At 71.9% G+C, this 16351-nt stretch carries 18 protein-coding genes and 1 riboswitch; of the genes, 13 read left to right on the top strand and 5 right to left on the bottom strand.

What is annotated here, in order from left to right; all coding sequences use genetic code 11:
* Positions 1-64 precede the first annotated feature (64 nt).
* The 11 genes from ACFHWS_RS18800 to gcvP all read left to right on the top strand — a co-directional run bounded on the left by ACFHWS_RS18800 (position 65) and on the right by gcvP (position 9683).
* Positions 65-463, top strand: a complete 399-nt coding sequence (locus tag ACFHWS_RS18800; RefSeq protein ID WP_416555914.1) for a hypothetical protein — start codon at positions 65-67, stop codon at positions 461-463.
* 118 nt (positions 464-581) lie between these two features.
* Positions 582-1214, top strand: a complete 633-nt coding sequence (locus ACFHWS_RS18805; RefSeq protein WP_416555988.1) for a CDP-alcohol phosphatidyltransferase family protein — start codon at positions 582-584, stop codon at positions 1212-1214.
* Positions 1211-2131: a DUF881 domain-containing protein gene (locus tag ACFHWS_RS18810; RefSeq protein ID WP_416568654.1), complete on the top strand. Its 921-nt coding sequence runs from the start codon at positions 1211-1213 to the stop codon at positions 2129-2131. The genes ACFHWS_RS18805 and ACFHWS_RS18810 overlap by 4 nt, the downstream gene beginning before the upstream one ends.
* Positions 2128-2460 (top strand): small basic family protein, encoded by a 333-nt coding sequence (locus ACFHWS_RS18815; protein WP_416555916.1) that lies wholly within the window; start codon positions 2128-2130, stop codon positions 2458-2460. The genes ACFHWS_RS18810 and ACFHWS_RS18815 overlap by 4 nt, the downstream gene beginning before the upstream one ends.
* Positions 2461-2470: 10 nt before the next feature.
* Positions 2471-3352 carry a DUF881 domain-containing protein gene (locus tag ACFHWS_RS18820; RefSeq protein ID WP_416555917.1) on the top strand — a complete coding sequence of 294 codons (882 nt, stop codon included), beginning with the start codon at positions 2471-2473 and terminating at the stop codon, positions 3350-3352.
* Positions 3353-3421: 69 nt separating this feature from the next.
* Entirely contained in the window at positions 3422-3802 is a 381-nt protein-coding gene (gcvH, locus tag ACFHWS_RS18825) for a glycine cleavage system protein GcvH (protein WP_416555918.1), read from the top strand.
* A 218-nt stretch (positions 3803-4020) separates the two neighbouring features.
* Positions 4021-4473 (top strand): FHA domain-containing protein, encoded by a 453-nt coding sequence (locus tag ACFHWS_RS18830; protein ID WP_123601610.1) that lies wholly within the window; start codon positions 4021-4023, stop codon positions 4471-4473.
* Positions 4474-4596: 123 nt separating this feature from the next.
* Complete coding sequence (locus tag ACFHWS_RS18835; RefSeq protein ID WP_416568688.1) at positions 4597-5298, top strand: MerR family transcriptional regulator; 702 nt, start codon at positions 4597-4599, stop codon at positions 5296-5298.
* A gap of 92 nt (positions 5299-5390) precedes the next feature.
* Positions 5391-5855, top strand: a complete 465-nt coding sequence (locus tag ACFHWS_RS18840; RefSeq protein ID WP_123604662.1) for a bifunctional nuclease family protein — start codon at positions 5391-5393, stop codon at positions 5853-5855.
* Positions 5856-6012: 157 nt separating this feature from the next.
* Positions 6013-6582: a MerR family transcriptional regulator gene (locus tag ACFHWS_RS18845; RefSeq protein ID WP_416555919.1), complete on the top strand. Its 570-nt coding sequence runs from the start codon at positions 6013-6015 to the stop codon at positions 6580-6582.
* A 109-nt stretch (positions 6583-6691) separates the two neighbouring features.
* Positions 6692-6789: riboswitch (glycine riboswitch) on the top strand.
* 68 nt (positions 6790-6857) lie between these two features.
* Positions 6858-9683 carry an aminomethyl-transferring glycine dehydrogenase gene (gene gcvP / locus ACFHWS_RS18850; protein WP_416555920.1) on the top strand — a complete coding sequence of 942 codons (2826 nt, stop codon included), beginning with the start codon at positions 6858-6860 and terminating at the stop codon, positions 9681-9683.
* Positions 9684-9731: 48 nt separating this feature from the next.
* On the opposite strand, the gene ACFHWS_RS18855 is transcribed toward gcvP, so the two are convergent.
* Complete coding sequence (locus tag ACFHWS_RS18855; protein ID WP_278174506.1) at positions 9732-9932, bottom strand: DUF5999 family protein; 201 nt, start codon at positions 9930-9932, stop codon at positions 9732-9734.
* Between the two features lie 276 nt (positions 9933-10208).
* Between ACFHWS_RS18855 and def the strand changes: the two genes are divergently transcribed.
* Positions 10209-10718, top strand: coding sequence for a peptide deformylase (gene def, locus ACFHWS_RS18860; protein ID WP_416555921.1), 510 nt, complete (start codon positions 10209-10211; stop codon positions 10716-10718).
* Positions 10719-10755: 37 nt separating this feature from the next.
* Here the strand turns inward: def and ACFHWS_RS18865 are convergent, their stop codons facing one another.
* From ACFHWS_RS18865 to ACFHWS_RS18880, 4 genes are all read right to left on the bottom strand, one after another.
* Positions 10756-11943 carry an alanine racemase gene (locus tag ACFHWS_RS18865; RefSeq protein ID WP_416555922.1) on the bottom strand — a complete coding sequence of 396 codons (1188 nt, stop codon included), beginning with the start codon at positions 11941-11943 and terminating at the stop codon, positions 10756-10758.
* Complete coding sequence (locus tag ACFHWS_RS18870; protein WP_416555923.1) at positions 11940-13685, bottom strand: IucA/IucC family protein; 1746 nt, start codon at positions 13683-13685, stop codon at positions 11940-11942. Before ACFHWS_RS18870 ends, ACFHWS_RS18865 begins: the two co-directional genes overlap by 4 nt.
* Positions 13682-15310, bottom strand: a complete 1629-nt coding sequence (locus tag ACFHWS_RS18875; protein ID WP_416568655.1) for an IucA/IucC family protein — start codon at positions 15308-15310, stop codon at positions 13682-13684. The genes ACFHWS_RS18870 and ACFHWS_RS18875 overlap by 4 nt, the downstream gene beginning before the upstream one ends.
* A 71-nt stretch (positions 15311-15381) precedes the next feature.
* The gene (locus ACFHWS_RS18880) at positions 15382-15522 is read right to left on the bottom strand and encodes a hypothetical protein (RefSeq protein WP_416568656.1); all 141 of its coding nucleotides are present in this window, start codon (positions 15520-15522) and stop codon (positions 15382-15384) included.
* Here ACFHWS_RS18880 and ACFHWS_RS18885 point away from each other — a divergent pair.
* On the top strand, positions 15515-16309 hold the full coding sequence (locus ACFHWS_RS18885; protein ID WP_416568657.1) for an endonuclease/exonuclease/phosphatase family protein: 795 nt from the start codon (positions 15515-15517) through the stop codon (positions 16307-16309). The two genes, ACFHWS_RS18880 and ACFHWS_RS18885, sit on opposite strands and share 8 nt — an antisense overlap.
* The last annotated feature ends 42 nt before the right edge of the window (positions 16310-16351 follow it).

Here is a 16351-nt window from a genome sequence, read left to right on the forward strand (position 1 = left end):
AGCGGGGATGTCGTACCGGGTGGGCAGGGGTTTGCCACCCGGTACGCGCGGGTAGCCGGGCCGGGTGGCCGAGCAGCGGCAGGCGGTGGCACCGACGGTGGGCGTCGGGTCACCGCTCGACGATCGTTGGGAGTACGGGTACCTGTACTTCGTGCAGACGGTGGCACCTGCCGAAGGGGGTAGGCAGCCGGCCGCCGGGCCGACGGTCACCGTGGTCGCTGACGGCGCAGGGCACCGGTGCCAGGTGTTGACCGGCCGACGGCTGGAGGTGCTCAACGAACTGGGTGGCCAGGGCTGGATCGTCAGCGACGGCTTGTGGAGCCCGGAGCGGGCCCGGTGGCTGGCTGAACTGGTGGACGGGGTGGACGGGGTGGAGCGGATGATCGGTTACTGGCAGTCGTTCATGCGTCGCCGGGTGGCCGTCGGCGGGGGCGGCCACGGTGAGTCGGCAGGTGATGGGTGAGGGGCGCGTTATAGTGGCGCTCGCCAGGTGACAGTGCCCCTTGGGGGACCGTCGGGCTCGTTCGCCGCCGCTCGATTCCGGTCCGGTGGGACAGGCCGGTCGGAGCGGGGGAGAGGAAGTGTCGGTGTCGCGTCCGTCCGCGCAGTCCGCGTCGACGCGGACCGATGTGGCGAGCCAGGTCTTCACCATTCCTAATCTGATCAGCTTTGTCCGTTTATTGGGCGTACCTCTGTTTCTGTACCTTTTTCTGGTGCATCGTGCTGATATCGCGGCGCTACTGGTCCTGGCCGTCGGCGGGACCAGCGACTGGGTGGACGGGTTTGTCGCGCGCCGGATCCGTCAGGTGTCCCGGCTCGGTGAACTGCTGGATCCACTCGCCGACCGGCTGTACATCCTGGCCACGTTGCTGGCGTTCACCGCCCGCGAGGTGATGCCCTGGCAGTTCACAGTGGCGTTGCTCAGTCGCGAAGTGCTACTGGCCGGCTGCCTTGTCGTGTTGCGCCGATTTGGCTACGGACCGCCGCAGGTGCACTATGTAGGAAAGACCGCAACCTTCGTACTTTTGGCGGCGTTTCCCATTCTGTTGCTGTCGGCAGTGTTGGGATTCACTGCGGCGGCGTCGGTGGCGGCTGCGGTCGGATGGGGTCTGGCCTGGTGGGGTCTGGTGCTGTACTGGATCGCGGGCTTGCTGTACGTACGGCAGGCCGCAGCGTTGGTCCGGGCCGCCGGGGCAGAAACGGAGCGGGCATGAGCGAGGCGGACCGCCGCGAGTCCGGCCCGCACCGTGGATACGCGCCGGACTTTCTGACCGAACTGTTCCGGGCGCCGCTGGATCCCGGCTACACCGACGCGGCGGCTCGCCGGTCGGTGACCGGACCACCGCAGGGCTGGCGGCGGGTGACGGCACGGGCGGCGATGGCCTTGTCGATGGCTGCGGTCGGCTTCCTGGTGGTGCTCGCCTACCAGAAGACGGTGGCGGACGAACCGAGCCGGTCGCAGGCACGGGCCGGCCTGGTGGAGCAGGTGACCCAGCGTCAGGCGGAGACCGACGAGTTGCAGAACCGCGTGGACGCGTTGCGGGACGAGGTGGCCCGGGAGCGCGACACGGTGCTGGACGGGGCCCGGGCGGCGGACCTGCGTGACCTGGAAGCCGCCGCCGGGCTGGCCCGGGTGACCGGGGACGGAGTGGTCGTCGAGTTGGCGGACGCGCCGGAGATGGTGGATCCGGTGACCGGTGAGGGCTCGGTCAGTGAGTTGGGTCGGGTATTGGACCGGGATCTGCAGGACGTGGCCAACGCCTTGTGGAGCGTCGGCGCCGAGGCGGTCGCGGTCAACGGCAGACGGCTGACCGCGACCTCGACGATCCGGGCGGCGGGCAGCGCCATCCTGGTCGATTTCCGGCCGGTGACCGGCCCATACGAGGTGTCGGCGATCGGCCCGGAGTCGATGGCCGACGCGTTCAGGACCAGCCAGGCAGCCGCGGTGCTGCGGGCGGTCTCGGCTGATCACGGGTTGTCGTTCGGGGTCCGTTCGGCTGATGATCTGATGTTGCCGGCGGCGAGTGGGCCGCAGCTGCGGTACGCCCGTGCGCCGTCGGCGTCGGCCAGCCCATCCGGGACGGGTGGCGCCGACCCGTCCGTGACCGCCTCGGGAGGAAGCCCTCGATGATCGCCGTGTTGGCGCTACTCGTCGGAATGCTGCTGGGGATCTACTTCGACCCGGTGGTGCCGGCGGTGCTGCAGCCGTACCTGCCGATCGCGGTGGTGGCGGCGTTGGACGCGGTGTTCGGCGGGGTCCGGGCCAGTTTGGACGGGATCTTCGACGACAAGCAGTTCGTGATCTCGTTCATCTCGAATGTTCTGGTGGCGGGTCTGATCGTGTATCTGGGCGATCAGTTGGGGGTGGGCGGGCAGTTGTCCACCGGCGTGGTGGTGGTGCTCGGGGTGCGGATCTTCGGCAACGTGGCGGCGATCCGACGGCACCTGTTCCGGGCGTGAGGCGTGGCTGATGGTGCAACGTAGGAGTACCGGTACGGGCTGGCCGGACGCGGCGCGGTCGCCGGGTGCGGGTGGGCGGGTTCCGGCCGGGTCCGGTGAGCCGCTGGACACCGCCGGGGTGCCAGCTCCGGACGGTCCAGGCGCTGGGGTCGACGGTGGTGAGGACGGGTCGTCGGGTGCCGGCGCGGGTCGGGGTTCCCGGCGGGTGTCCACTGCCGGGCTGATGATCGTGGGTCTGCTGGTGCTGCTCGGGTTCACCCTGGCCGTTCAGGTTCGCAGCACGTCGACGGATCCGACGTTGGCGGCGGCCCGCCAGGAGGATCTGGTACGGATTCTGTCGGACCTGGAGGCCCGGGAGGAGCGGCTGCGGCAGGACATCGCGGAGCTGGAGGCGAGTCAGCGGCAGTTGACCTCTGGTGCCGAGGGCCGGGCGGCGGCGTTGGAGGAAGCGTCGCGTCGGGCGGACGAGCTGGGGGTACTGGGCGGCAGTCTGCCGGCGCAGGGGCCGGGCCTGCGGGTGCGGTTCGTCGCCGGTCGGGAGCCGATCCGGGCGTCGGAGCTGTTGGACGCGGTGCAGGAGCTGCGGGGTGCGGGTGCCGAGGTGATGCAGGTCAGCGGCGGGGACGGGCAGTCGGTGCGGATCGTGGCGAGCAGCTACCTGCTGGACGTCGACGGCGGCGTGGAGGTGGACGGCGTACGGTTGACCGGTCCGTACGAGGTGCTGGTGATCGGTGAGCCGTCGACGATGCGGACGGCGTTGAACATTCCGGGTGGGGTGGTGGCTTCGGTGTCCGGTGACGGCGGTACGGTGATCGTCGAGGAGCGCGACGTGGTCGAGGTGTCGGCCTTGAGTGATCCGAGTCAGCTGCGGTACGCCCGCCCGGTCTCCTGATCGGACGGGGTGTCGTCGGTGGGCGGGTTGTCAGTGGTGGTGAGTGGTGCACAGACCGAAGGACCGGCCGTGATTCCAGAGGATCTGCGGTATACCGCGGAGCATGAGTGGGTGGCGGGTGACGCCGCCGGTCCTGTGCGGGTGGGTGTGACCCATTTCGCGCAGGAGGCGTTGGGCGACATCGTGTTCGTCGAGCTGCCCGCGGTCGGCGCCGAGGTGTCGGCGGGCGAGCCGTGCGGTGAGATCGAGTCGACGAAGAGCGTGTCGGAGATCTACGCGCCGTTGACCGGCACGGTGGTGGCCCGTAACGAGGCGCTGGTGGACGCACCGGAGACGGTCAATGCCGACCCGTACGGCGCCGGTTGGCTGGTGCAGTTGTCGCCGGTTGATCCGCAGGCGGTGAGCGGGTTGCTCGACGCCGCGGCGTACCGGGAGCTCACCGAGCGCTGACCCGGCGGCGTCGGCGAGGTATCGTGTGCCCGCGAGTCTTGTTGACCCTTGTTTTCGGCGCTGGCTAGGCTCGCCCAGTCGACCGAGAAGCCAACAACAGTTGAGCGTTGCGGAAATTGCCGTCCTGGCACGGGGGAGCTTGCGCCTTGCGATCGTTCAAGGTCTGGTGGCCGACCCGACACACCCGACGCCGACCGAACAGATCCGTGAGGTGGTCCATGACGCGCCCAGACGACGAGTTCCCCCCGCTCGACGTCACGTCGACGTTGAACCTCGGTTCGCTCGACGAAGTGCTGGAGGGGCCGGACGCCGACGTGGTGCCGAGCCGGATGTCGGGTTCGTTGCCGCCGGGGATGGCGTTGCTGGTGGTGCGGCGGGGCCCGAATGCGGGGGCCCGGTTCCTGCTGGACCACGATGTGACGACGAGCGGCCGGCATCCGGACAGTGACATTTTCCTGGACGACGTGACGGTGTCGCGGCGGCATGCGGAGTTCCACCGTGACGGCGGTACCTTCACGGTGCGCGATGTGGGTAGCCTGAACGGCACCTATGTCAATCGTGAGCGGGTGGAGGCGGCGACCCTGAGCAACGGTGACGAGGTCCAGATCGGTAAGTTCCGGCTGGTCTTCATCGCCGGTCCGCGGCCGGACGAGGAGGCCGGCCGCGGTTGACGTCCGGGGCGCGGACGGAGGTGGCTTCGTGCGCGGTGTGTGGGTGACGCCGGTCGGTGAGCCGGGGGTGTCGTGGTGAGTGAGCAGGCGGCGGCCCGGGAGGACGTGGCCGGTTCGTCGTTGATGAGTATCGGCGAGGTGCTGGCCCAGCTCCGCCCGGAGTTTCCGGACACGACGATTTCGAAGTTGCGGTTCCTGGAGGCCGAGGGCCTGGTGGAGCCGCGGCGGTCGCCGTCGGGTTACCGCAAGTACAGCTGGGACGATCTGGATCGGTTGCGTTTCGTCCTGACGGCGCAGCGGGACCAGTATCTTCCGCTGCGGGTGATTCGTGAGCAGCTGGCGGCGCGGGACGCCGAGTCGGCGGCGGGCCGGTCGCGTCCGACGTTGGTGGCGGTCGGTCCGTCCGGTGAGGTGCCGGGCCGGTCGCCGGTGCCGGCGCAGGGGCAGCTGGCGCAGTCCCGGTTGAGCCGCACGGAGCTGCTGTCCCGCAGTGGTCTCGAGTCGGTGACGTTGACCGAGGTGGAGCGGCTGGGTCTGGTGGTCGCGGTGGCGCCGGGCTGGTACGACGCCGATGCGCTGGTGATCGCCACGGCGGTGGCGGGGCTGCTGCGGCATGGCCTCGAGGTGCGTCATCTGCGGGCGGTACGGGCGGCGGCGGACCGCGAGTCGGGTCTGTTCGCCCAGTTGGTGGCGCCGTTGGCGCGGCAGAGTGATCCGGCTGCCCGGGCTCGGGCGGCGGAGACGGCGCGGGAGCTGATCGGGTTGTCGCAGCAGCTTCACGCAGCGCTGGTGCGGGCAGGTCTGCGGGGGGCGCTCGGCCGGTGAGGTGACTGGCGGGACCGGACGGTGGCGCTGTGGTCCGTGTACCGTGCAGGGAGGGCCGGAGCGGGTTTGGTGACGACGACACGGAGGCGGCGGTGCGTGAGCTGAGCGTGGTCGGGGTGCGGGTGGAGTTGCCCACCAACCAGCCGATCGTGCTGCTGCGTGAGGTGGACGGGGACCGTTACCTGCCGATCTGGATCGGTGCGGTGGAGGCCACGGCGATCGCGTACGAGCAGCAGGGCGTGAAGCCGGCGCGGCCGTTGACGCATGATCTGTTGCGGGACGTGCTGGCCGCTGTGCGGGCGCCGCTGCAGGCGGTGGAGATCACCGAGTTGAAGGACAACGTCTTCTACGCGGACCTGGTCATCGGTGACAGTGTGCGGGTTTCGGCTCGGCCGAGTGATTCGATCGCATTGGCGTTGCGGGTCGGTGCTCCGATTCGTTGTGCTGAGCAGGTGCTGTCCGAGGCGGGCATCCTGATTCCGGATGAGCAGGAGGACGAGGTCGAGAAGTTCCGGGAGTTTCTGGACCAGGTGCGTCCAGAGGATTTCGCGGGCTGACCGCTGCCGGCGGGTGTCATCCCGTGGCGTGGCAGCCCGTACGCGGCGTGTCGCGGCCCGGGTTGCCTGGTACGGCCCGCTGCCGGCGTTACGCTGGTCCTGTCGATCGGCTCATGTTCCGTCCTGGTGTGGGCCGCCCTGACGGGGAGGTTTCCGTATGCCCGCACAGCGAGAGCCGGAGCCGGGGTCGTCTGGTGACGTGGACGGTGCCGGATCGGACGCCGACGCCGTCGGCTATCGCGGAGTGACCGCCTGCCACGCGGTGGGGATCAGTTACCGGCAGTTGGACTACTGGGCGCGGACGTCGCTGGTGGTGCCGAGCGTGCGTGACGCGACAGGTTCGGGTTCGCAGCGGCTGTACTCGTTCCGCGACCTGGTGGTGCTGAAGGTGGTCAAGCGGCTGCTGGACGCCGGTGTGTCGCTGCAGAACATCCGTCGGGCGATCGAGACGTTGCGGTCCCGCGGGGTCGGGGACCTGGCGGGGATCACCCTGATCTCGGACGGGACGACGGTGTACGAGTGCCGGTCCCCCGAGGAGGTCGTCGACCTGTTGCAGGGCGGCCAGGGGGTGTTCGGGATCGCGATCGGCGGGGCGTTCAAGGAGATCCAGGGATCGTTGTCGCAGCTTCCGGCGGAGCCGGCGGTGACTTCCGAGCCGGAGGTGGTGGTGCCGGTGGCCGGAGGCGACGAGTTGGCGGCGCGCCGGGCGCGCCGCCGCGCCGGCTGAATTCGCGCGCCGCAGCTGCGGCGGCCGGGGCGACACGGGCGAAGCTGGCTTCGTGATCGACGTCACCGCCCGGCAGGGCGGGTGCTGCCGGTAGCGTGTAGACCGCCGTACATCCCGTGTGGGAGAGACCGTCCGCTACCCGGTGGGCGGCGCCGAAGGGGCAAATCCTCCCCGGAACCTCTCAGGCAGAAGGACCACACGGGTTGGCGACTCTGGAGGCGGCGGCGCCGACAGAGGGGGAGGTTGCCTGCCGACCTCGTCCCGGGAGCCGCCTGGTGAGTGCCTCGTCCCTGTTTGTCGACCGTCACGTCGGCGTCGATCCGGTCGCCCAGCAGCGGATGCTGGATGTCGTCGGTTACTCCAGCGTCGCTGATCTGATGGATGCCGCGATTCCTGAGGTGATCCGCTGGCGGGGCCAGCTGGACTTGCCGGAGCCGGTCAGCGAGCCGGAGATGACGGCCGCGTTGCGGCGGCTGGCCGACGCGAACACGGCGGCGGTGTCGATGATCGGGACCGGCTACCACGGCACCCACACACCGGCGGTGATCCGCCGCAACGTGCTGGAGAATCCTGCCTGGTACACCGCTTACACCCCGTACCAGCCGGAGATCAGCCAGGGCCGGTTGGAGGCGCTGCTGACGTATCAGACGATGGTGTCGGATCTGACCGGGCTGGCCACGGCGAACGCGTCGATGCTGGACGAGGCGACCGCTGCGGCGGAGGCGATGACGTTGGCACGGCGGGCGTCGAAGGCGCGCAGCGACGTGTACGTGGTGGACGCCGACACGTTGCCGCAGACGGTGGCGGTGCTGCGGACCCGGGCGGAGCCGCTGGGTGTGCAGGTGCGGGTGTGTGACGTGCGGGCCGGCCTGCCGGACGAGTTCTTCGGGCTGCACCTGCAGTTCCCGGGCGTGTCGGGGCGGCTGCGGGACGACGCCCCGCTGGTGGCGGTGGCGCACGCGGCAGGGGCGCTGGTGACGGTGGCGGCGGACCTGTTGGCGTTGACACTGCTGCGGCCACCGGGGGCGTACGGTGCGGACGTGGCGGTCGGCACCACGCAACGGTTCGGGGTGCCGATGGGGTTCGGCGGTCCGCACGCCGGTTACCTGGCGGTGCGTTCCGGTCTGGAACGGATGCTGCCGGGCCGGCTGGTCGGGGTGTCGCGGGACGTGGCCGGTGACCGGGCGTACCGGCTGGCGTTGCAGACCCGGGAACAGCACATCCGCCGGGAGCGGGCAACCAGCAACATCTGCACGGCGCAGGTGCTGTTGGCGGTGACGGCCGCCATGTACGCGGTGTACCACGGCCCGCAGGGGTTGACGGCGATCGCGCAGCGTACCCATGCGATGGCGGCCCGGTTGCGGGCCGGGTTGGCCGCCGGCGGGGTCGCCGTTGCGGACGGGCCGTTGTTCGACACGGTGACCGCGGTGGTGCCGGGTAGGGCCGCCGCGGTGGTGGCGCGGGCGGCGGACCGGGGGGTGAACCTGCGGCTGGTGGACGCCGACACAGTGGCGGTGGCATGCGACGAGACCACCACCGAGGAGCACCTGGCGGTGGTGTGGGCGGCGTTCGGGGTGCCCGCGTACGCGGGGGAGGCGCCGGTGCTGATTCCGGCCGGGTGGCGGCGCACCGGGGAGTTCCTCACCCACGAGGTGTTCCACGCGTACCGCAGCGAGACGGCGATGCTGCGGTATCTGCGGCGGCTCGCCGACGTCGACTACGCCCTGGACCGGGGGATGATCCCGTTGGGGTCGTGCACGATGAAGCTGAACGCGGCGGTGCAGATGGAGCCGGTCAGTTGGCCTGGGTTCGCCGACGTGCACCCGCTGGCGCCGGCCGGGCAGACGGCCGGCTACCGGCAGCTGATCGGCGAGTTGGAGCGTTGGCTGGCAGAGGTGACCGGCTACGACGCGGTCAGTGTGCAGCCCAACGCCGGGTCGCAGGGGGAGTTGGCTGGTTTGTTGGCGATCCGCGGCTTCCACCGGTCCCGGGGGCAGACGCGGCGGGACGTGTGTCTGATTCCGTCGTCGGCGCACGGCACGAACGCGGCGAGCGCGGTGATGGCGGGCATGCGGGTGGTGGTGGTCGGCTGCGACGCCGACGGCAACGTCGACGTCGACGACGCGGCGCGGCTGATCGCCGTACACGGTGCCGACCTGGCGGCGATGATGGTGACGTATCCGTCGACGCACGGCGTGTACGAGGACGGTATCGCCGAGTTGTGTGCCCGGGTGCACGACGCCGGCGGGCAGGTGTATGTCGACGGGGCGAACCTGAACGCGTTGCTGGGGTTCGCCCGGCCGGGTCGGTTCGGGGCGGACGTGTCGCACCTGAATCTGCACAAGACGTTCTGCATTCCGCACGGCGGTGGCGGGCCGGGGGTGGGTCCGGTCGCGGTGCGGGCGCATCTGGCGCCGTTCCTGCCGGGTGATCCGGTCGGCGGCGATGCTGACCGGCCGGTGGTGTCGGGTGCCCGGTACGGTTCGGCCGGGATTTTGCCGATCCCGTGGGCGTATCTGCGGCTGATGGGTGCCGACGGGTTGGTGCGGGCGACCGGGGCGGCGGTGCTGGCGGCCAACTATGTGGCGGCGCGGCTGCGGCCGCATTTTCCGGTCCTGTACGCCGGTAACAAGGGCCTGGTGGCGCACGAGTGTGTGCTGGACCTGCGGGCGTTGACCCGGGCGACCGGGGTGACCGTCGAGGACGTGGCGAAACGGCTGATCGACTACGGGTTCCACGCGCCGACGATGTCGTTTCCGGTGTCCGGCACGCTGATGGTGGAGCCGACCGAGAGCGAGGACCTGGCCGAACTGGACCGGTTCTGTGACGCTATGATCACGATCCGGTCGGAGATCGACGACGTCGCGGCCGGCCGGTGGCCGGTGGCGGACAGCCCGCTGCGGCAGGCACCGCACCCGGCGGCGCTGGTCACCGCCGACGAATGGGCGCTGCCGTATCCGCGGTCGGTGGCCGCGTACCCGGCGGGGCCGGGGCAGCGGACCGGGAAGTACTGGCCACCGGTACGGCGGGTCGACAGCGCCTACGGGGACCGGAATCTGGTGTGCGCGTGTCCTCCGCCGGAGGCGTTCGCCGCCGGCTGAGGACAGGTCGGGTCGGCTCGACGGTGAGCCTGCGGTGGCTGCTGCCGGTCAGGCGGCGAGAGCGTGCCGGGCGGGGCCGCGGTGCGGGGCGATGCTGCTGCCGTCGGGAAGCAGCTCGCCGGTGTCCTCGAACACGATGACACCGTTGCAGAGCAGGCTCCAGCCCTGTTCGCGGAAGCAGGCGACGACGCGGGCCGCTTCCCGGTCGACGGCGTCAGCCGAGGGACAGATCGGTTGGTGCTGGCACATCGGGATCTCCGGGAACTGTGGGGGGTGCTGTGTCATGGTTCACATGACCAGTGATGAACGTTACCAAGCCGAACGACACCGTTCCGAGCAGGTGACGGCCTGCGGAACCAAGAATCCTCCCTTCGGCCGAGGCATGTCCGACCGGTCGGCGTGGAAACGCTCCCACACATCCTAGGCCCCGGCCGCCGCCCACTGCCTGCCCTGAACGACTCGCACCACCCGCACACCCGGCCCGCCATCCGGCAACCCGCACCACGCCCAGGTAGCCTGACCGCCATGACCATGCGCCCGATCCGGATCATCGGCGACGCCGCGCTGCGCACCCCCGCCGAACCGGTCACCGACTTCGACGACACCCTGCGCGCACTGGTCACCGACCTGATGGACACCCTGCTCGGCGCCCCCGGCCGCGCCGGGGTCGCCGCCCCGCAGATCGGCGTCAGCGCCCGCGTGTTCGTCTACGACGCCGACGGCCACCGCGGCCACGTCGTCAACCCCCGGCTCGAACCACCCGCCGGCGAGCTGTCACCCGACGACACCGACGACGAAGGCTGCCTGTCCATCCCCGGCCTGTACTTCCCGACCACCCGGGCCCGCCACGCCACTGTCCACGGCGTCGACCAGCACGGCCAACCCGTCACCGTCACCGGCAGCGGATTCCTCGCCCGCGCCCTGCAACACGAAACCGATCACCTCGACGGCCGCCTCTACGTCGACACCCTGCGCGGCGACGCCCGACGCCGGGCGCTACGTGAAATCCGCGCTGCCCACTGGGCCCGCCGCTGACCCCCCGCCCGACCCCGGCGCCGGGCGGCCGGCCCCGTCACACCACCACCATCCGCGGGTACGGATGCCGCAGGAAATCATGATGCGAAATGTCCCACCCGTACGCGCCGGCCCGGCCGAACACCACCACGTCACCCACCCGCAGCCGCCCCACCACCTGCCCCCGGCACAGCACGTCGCGCGGCGTACACAACTCACCCGACACATCCACCGCCACCGCCGCCACCTGCGGCCGGGCGAACGGATACGGCCACCGGTCCACCGGCACCACCCCGAACGGATGGTCGTACCCCCACGCCGCCGGCAACCGGAAATGGTGCGTACCGCCCCGCACCACCGCGAACCACCGGCCCTGCGTCCGCTTCAGATCCACCACCTGCGCCACATACCAGCCGGCGTCCGCCACCAGCAGCCGACCCGGCTCGAACACCAGCCGTACCCCCGACGGCACCACCAACCCCGCCAGCCCGGCCCGCAACGCCGCCACATCGAACCGCCGCCCACCCCGGTAGTCCACCCCGAACCCGCCGCCCACATTCACATACTCCAACCCCACCCGCCACCGCCGCGCCGCCGCCACCGCCCAGCCCACCGCATCCACCACGAACCCCGCATGCGCCACCGCATCCACATTGTTCGACACCGCGTGCAGACTGAACCCCACCAGCCGCACCCCCGGCAGCTCCGCCGCCACCTGCACCACCGCACCCAGATCGGCCTCGTCAACCCCGAACTGCGTCGCCGCACCCACCATCCGGTGACTACCCGCCAACCCGCCACCCGGCCGGTTCACCCGCAGCGCCGCCACCGCCGGTACTCCCGCCGCCCGCGCCACCAGATCCAGCCGCCGCAACTCCAACACACTCTCCACGTTCACCACCGCACCCGCCGCCACCGCCGCCGCCAACTGCCCGTCCGTCTTCGCCGGCCCACCGAACACCAGCTGACCGGCACCCGCCGCCACCGCCGCCGCCAACTCGCCACCCGACGCCACCTCGACCCCGTCCACCGCCGCCGCCAACTCCGCCACCACCGCCGGATGCCCGTTCGCCTTCATCGCGTACAGCAGCACCGAACCCGCCGGCAACGCCGCCCGCACCTGCGCCGCCGCCTCCCGCAACACCGCCCGGTCGTACACGTAGGCACACACCGGTTCGTCACCGGCGGCCAACTCCGCCACCACCGCCGCCACCCGCGGCGGCACCACCACAGCCGGCACCGTCACCGCGCCCCCACCGGCGGACCGCCGTCGAACCCGGCATCACCGACCGGGTTCCGCACCGGCACGTACACGTCCCCGGCACCGGACAACCGCATCCGCACCAACGCCTTGTGCGCCACCATCGGCGCCGTCCACGCCCGATGATCGTCGGCCGCCCACCCGGCTTCGACCCCACCAGCCGACCGCAGACCCTCGTACACCTCGTCCACCACCTCCCGCACCACCCGCCACGCCGCCGCCTCGTCGACCCCCCACCCGGTGACCAACCCCAACACCACCTCACCCAGATGCGCCTGCAACGCCGTGTACCCCAACTTCGCCCGCATCACCGCCGCGTCGTCGGTACCCACCACCGAACCCGGCGCCAACCCCACCTCGACCCCCGCCTGCGCCAACCGCGGCAACAACAACCGCAGCCCCGCGAAGTCGCGCACCACCAACCGATACGGCACCCCGTCACGGAACGTCGGCAGACAGTTCTGCAGATGCGCCTCCAACGCCACCCCGAACCGGCTCGCCAACCGCAGCAACGGCGGCAACACCACCCGCGCGTACGCCCCCAGGAACCCCAACCCGGCCACCGCCCCCACCAGCCCCCGCACCCCACCGAAATCCGCCACCCGCCGCGCCAACTGCGCCGACGTCACCAACGCCACCCCCGGCACCGCCACCTCACCCGGCACCAGCCGCCCCGCCAACCCGCCCCGCACGATCACCGACATGTCCCGCCCCGACCCCACCCGCACCGCCGCACCCGCCACCTCCGGCAACAACACCAGCCGCCGCGCCGCCACCTCGTCGGCCGCCACCAACGACGCCAGCACCGTCGACAACGCCGGACCGTTACGCACACTCGCCATCGAGATCGTCCGCCGCGTCGACGTCACCTGAATGTCCACCGACAACTTCAGATACCGGCGCGCACCGTCGCGCCCCGCCGGCAACAGCACCGTTCGCACCGCCGCCGTCGGCACCGCCGGCACCACCGCCGGCAACAACCGCACCACCCCCCGGTCCAGCAGATCCGCGTACCGCGACGACACCACCGACCGCTGCCACACATGCACCGGCTGCACCACCCAGCCCGGCTGCGCCACCGGCACCTGCGGATACCAGCGCGCCAACTCCGCCGCCACGTCCTCACCCACATGCAGATCCCGGCGCACCGCCACGAACCCGACCCCCGTCGCCGGCGACTCCACATCGTGGGCCACCACATCCGCCACCGACCACCCCAACCGGGTACGCCCACACGGGTGCAGGTTGTGCCCCGTCACCGCCAGCCGCTCGGCCCACACCCCCCAGCCGTCCGGATCATCCGGACCCCGCGCCGGACCGGGCCGCGTCGCCGCCACCGCCAAATTCACCACCGCGTCGGTCAACTCCGCCGCCAACGCCCACCCCCGCCGCCGCGCCAACACCGACACCGGCAACACCGCCAACGGATCCGCCACCGACCCCGCGTCGGCCACGAACCGGTCGAACCCGTGCCACCGGCCCGCGCCCCGCCACGCCTGGCGCACCCCACCCACATCCTCCCGGCACAACGCGTCCACCAGCCGTCCACCGACCACCCCCGCCGCCCACGGCACCGCCTCCCCGAACCCCGTCACCAGGTCCGGCGCCACCCGCCCCAACCCGGCCGCCGCCGCCGTCACCGCCGCGTCCACCCCGACCACACCCAACCCGCAACCACACGACCGGCCGCCGGACAGCACCCCCACCGCCGACCCAGCCCCGCTCACCACGCACCCGCCAACGGACTCGCCACCCACGCCCACCGCGGCGTCAACGGATCCGACGCCAACCGCATCGACAACATCGCCTTCACCGGCCACCGCCCACCCAGCACCGCCGATGCCACCGACCCCCGCACCGCCGCCGGCAACCCCGCCACCACGTCCCGCGCCACCACCGCCACCGCCCGCCACAACACGTGCGGCTCCACCCCGAACTCCCGGGCCAGCACCGCCACCGGCTCACCCAACGCCGTTCCCACCGCCGCCACCGCCGTCACCGCCACCTCCGCCGAATCCTCGGCCACCACATCGCCGTACACCGCCGGCACCGGCACCCCCGCCGCAGCCAGCCGCCGCACATCCAACCGCACCCCACCCACGTCCCGATACCACACCCGCACCAGCCGACCCCCACGCCACACCAGCAAAACGTTCTGCCCGTGCGCCTCCAGCCCCACCCCTCGACCCAGCAACTTCACCACCGGCCCCAGCACCACCCGCGCCAACCGCGACACGAACGCCACCGGATCACCGCCGTACCCCGCCCGCACCAGACCCGCCGCCACCGACGGACCACCCGGCACCGCCACCGGCGCCGCCAACGCCGCCAACGGCATCACCTGCACCCCCGGGCCCACCTGCGGCACCCGCCGTCGCACCACCGCCAACGACCGACACAACCTCCCATCGACCACCACAGCCCCCGCAGCCACCTCCGGTAACACCCACAACCCCGGCACATGCCGCGCCAACCGCGCCACCAACGCCGTCACCACCGGACCGTTACGCACCGCCGCCACCGACACCGTCCGGACCGCGCTGGTCATCTGCACATCCACCGCCGTCTTCCACTGCCAGCCCCCACCCGATGACACCGGCTCCACCGTCCGCAACGACAACAACGGCCGCACCCGCACCACCCGGCCGGTAGGCCGCAACCACCCGTACCCGCCCAGCACATGATCCCGCTGCCACGGATGCACCGGCAGCAGCGGCGGCAACCCCGAACCCGAACTCACCCACCGGTCACCCGGCACCGCCACCAACTCAACCTCCACCACCGGCCGATGCTCCGGCGCGTACGCCAGCACCTCCTCCGTCGACATCCCCACCCGGGTCCGGCACCCCGGATGCACCGGATGCCCGTCCACGACCGCCTGCTCCCAGCCGTGCGCCGACCGGACCAGACCCCCGCCACCACCCGCCACCGCCCGCGCACCCCGCGCCAACGCCAGATTCGCCACACTGTTCGCCAGCTCGCCGGCGACCGCCCCACCACCGGGCCACCCCAGCACCGACAACAACTCCGCCGGATCCGCCACCGCCCGGTCACCGGCCGGCCCCACCACCGACACCCCCAGCCCCGGGCCCGCCGCCGCGAACAACTCCGCCGCCTCCGCCGGTCCCACCACCCGCCGCCCGTCGACCAACCCCAGCACCAGCCGTCCGTCAACCACCCGACGGTCCGTCACCTCCGGCACCGGTTCACGCCCCAACGCACCCCACAACCGTGCCAGCACCGCCGCCCGTGCCCCCGGCACCGCCGCCGTCACCGCATCCACCAGCTCCGGCCGGCGCCGCCGCACCGCCGCCACCGTCGCCGCCACGTCCGGACACTCCACCGTCGACACCGCACCTCCCACGGACCTCGGCCTGCACCGCCCACAGCCGACCGGCACACCACCGGCACGGCCGGCACGCCTCACCGCCCCCGACGCCGCCGCAGCCACACCCCGCACCAGCCCGCCGCCAGGAACACCGGCGCGCTGCAGCACAACGCCTTCACCACCATCCCGCCACCCTGCCACACCACCCGCGCCCCGTAAGGTGCCCGTGTGCGCATGGCCACCTACAACCTGCTGCACGGGCGCTCACCCCACGACGGGCACGTCGACCCCGACCGGATCACCGCCACCATCGTCGACCTCGACGCCGACATCTGCGCCCTGCAGGAAGTCGACCACGCCCAACCCCGCAGCGGGCACCTCGACCTGACCGCGCTGGCCGCCGCCGCGCTCACCGCCGGCACCCACCGGTTCGCCGCCGCCCTCGTCGGCACCCCCGGCAGCACCTACCGGGTGCCCCGTCACGACCACGACGGACACGACGAACCCCGCTACGGGGTCAGCCTGATCAGCCGGTACCCGGCCCGGCACTGGCGGACCCTCCGGCTCGGCCCGGCCCCCGTACCCGCTCCGGTCGCCGTCGGCGGCCCCGGCCCCCGGCTGCTGCTCCTACGCGACGAACCACGGGTGCTGCTCGCCGCCGTCCTCGACACCCCGCACGGCCCGGTCACCGTCGCCGCCACCCACCTGTCGTTCGTACCCGGCTGGAACCTGCGTCAGCTGCGGATCGTCACCCGTGCCCTGCGGGCCATGCCGCCACCGCGGCTCCTCCTCGGCGACCTCAACATGCCGGCCGGGGTGGCCGCCGCGGCCACCGGCTGGCGGCCACTGGGCCGGCTGCCCACCTACCCGGCCGCCCGGCCCCGGATCCAACTCGACCACATCCTGCTCGATCCGCGTGACGCGCCGCCCGCGCTGACCGCCGTGACCGCCGTCGCCGCACCGGACGTCGCCGTCTCCGACCACCGCCCACTGACCGTCACCGTCTCGACCGGCACCCGGTGACGGCGCTGGCCCCGACCGGTTCGGGGCCAGCGCCGTCACCGC

Source organism: Micromonospora sp. LOL_013 (assembly GCF_048060315.1).
In the GTDB taxonomy this organism is placed as follows: domain Bacteria; phylum Actinomycetota; class Actinomycetes; order Mycobacteriales; family Micromonosporaceae; genus Micromonospora_E.

Excerpts from the sequence above, each read along its gene's own strand:
- ACFHWS_RS18820 (WP_416555917.1), top strand. The coding sequence starts at position 2,471 with ATGGTGCAACGTAGGAGTACCGGTACGGGCTGGCCGGACGCGGCGCGG.
- ACFHWS_RS18855 (WP_278174506.1), bottom strand. The coding sequence starts at position 9,932 with ATGTGCCAGCACCAACCGATCTGTCCCTCGGCTGACGCCGTCGACCGG.
- ACFHWS_RS18810 (WP_416568654.1), top strand. The coding sequence starts at position 1,211 with ATGAGCGAGGCGGACCGCCGCGAGTCCGGCCCGCACCGTGGATACGCG.
- ACFHWS_RS18835 (WP_416568688.1), top strand. The coding sequence starts at position 4,597 with ATGAGTATCGGCGAGGTGCTGGCCCAGCTCCGCCCGGAGTTTCCGGAC.
- ACFHWS_RS18845 (WP_416555919.1), top strand. The coding sequence starts at position 6,013 with ATGCCCGCACAGCGAGAGCCGGAGCCGGGGTCGTCTGGTGACGTGGAC.
- def (WP_416555921.1), top strand. The coding sequence starts at position 10,209 with ATGACCATGCGCCCGATCCGGATCATCGGCGACGCCGCGCTGCGCACC.
- ACFHWS_RS18880 (WP_416568656.1), bottom strand. The coding sequence starts at position 15,522 with ATGCGCACACGGGCACCTTACGGGGCGCGGGTGGTGTGGCAGGGTGGC.
- ACFHWS_RS18830 (WP_123601610.1), top strand. The coding sequence starts at position 4,021 with ATGACGCGCCCAGACGACGAGTTCCCCCCGCTCGACGTCACGTCGACG.
- ACFHWS_RS18815 (WP_416555916.1), top strand. The coding sequence starts at position 2,128 with ATGATCGCCGTGTTGGCGCTACTCGTCGGAATGCTGCTGGGGATCTAC.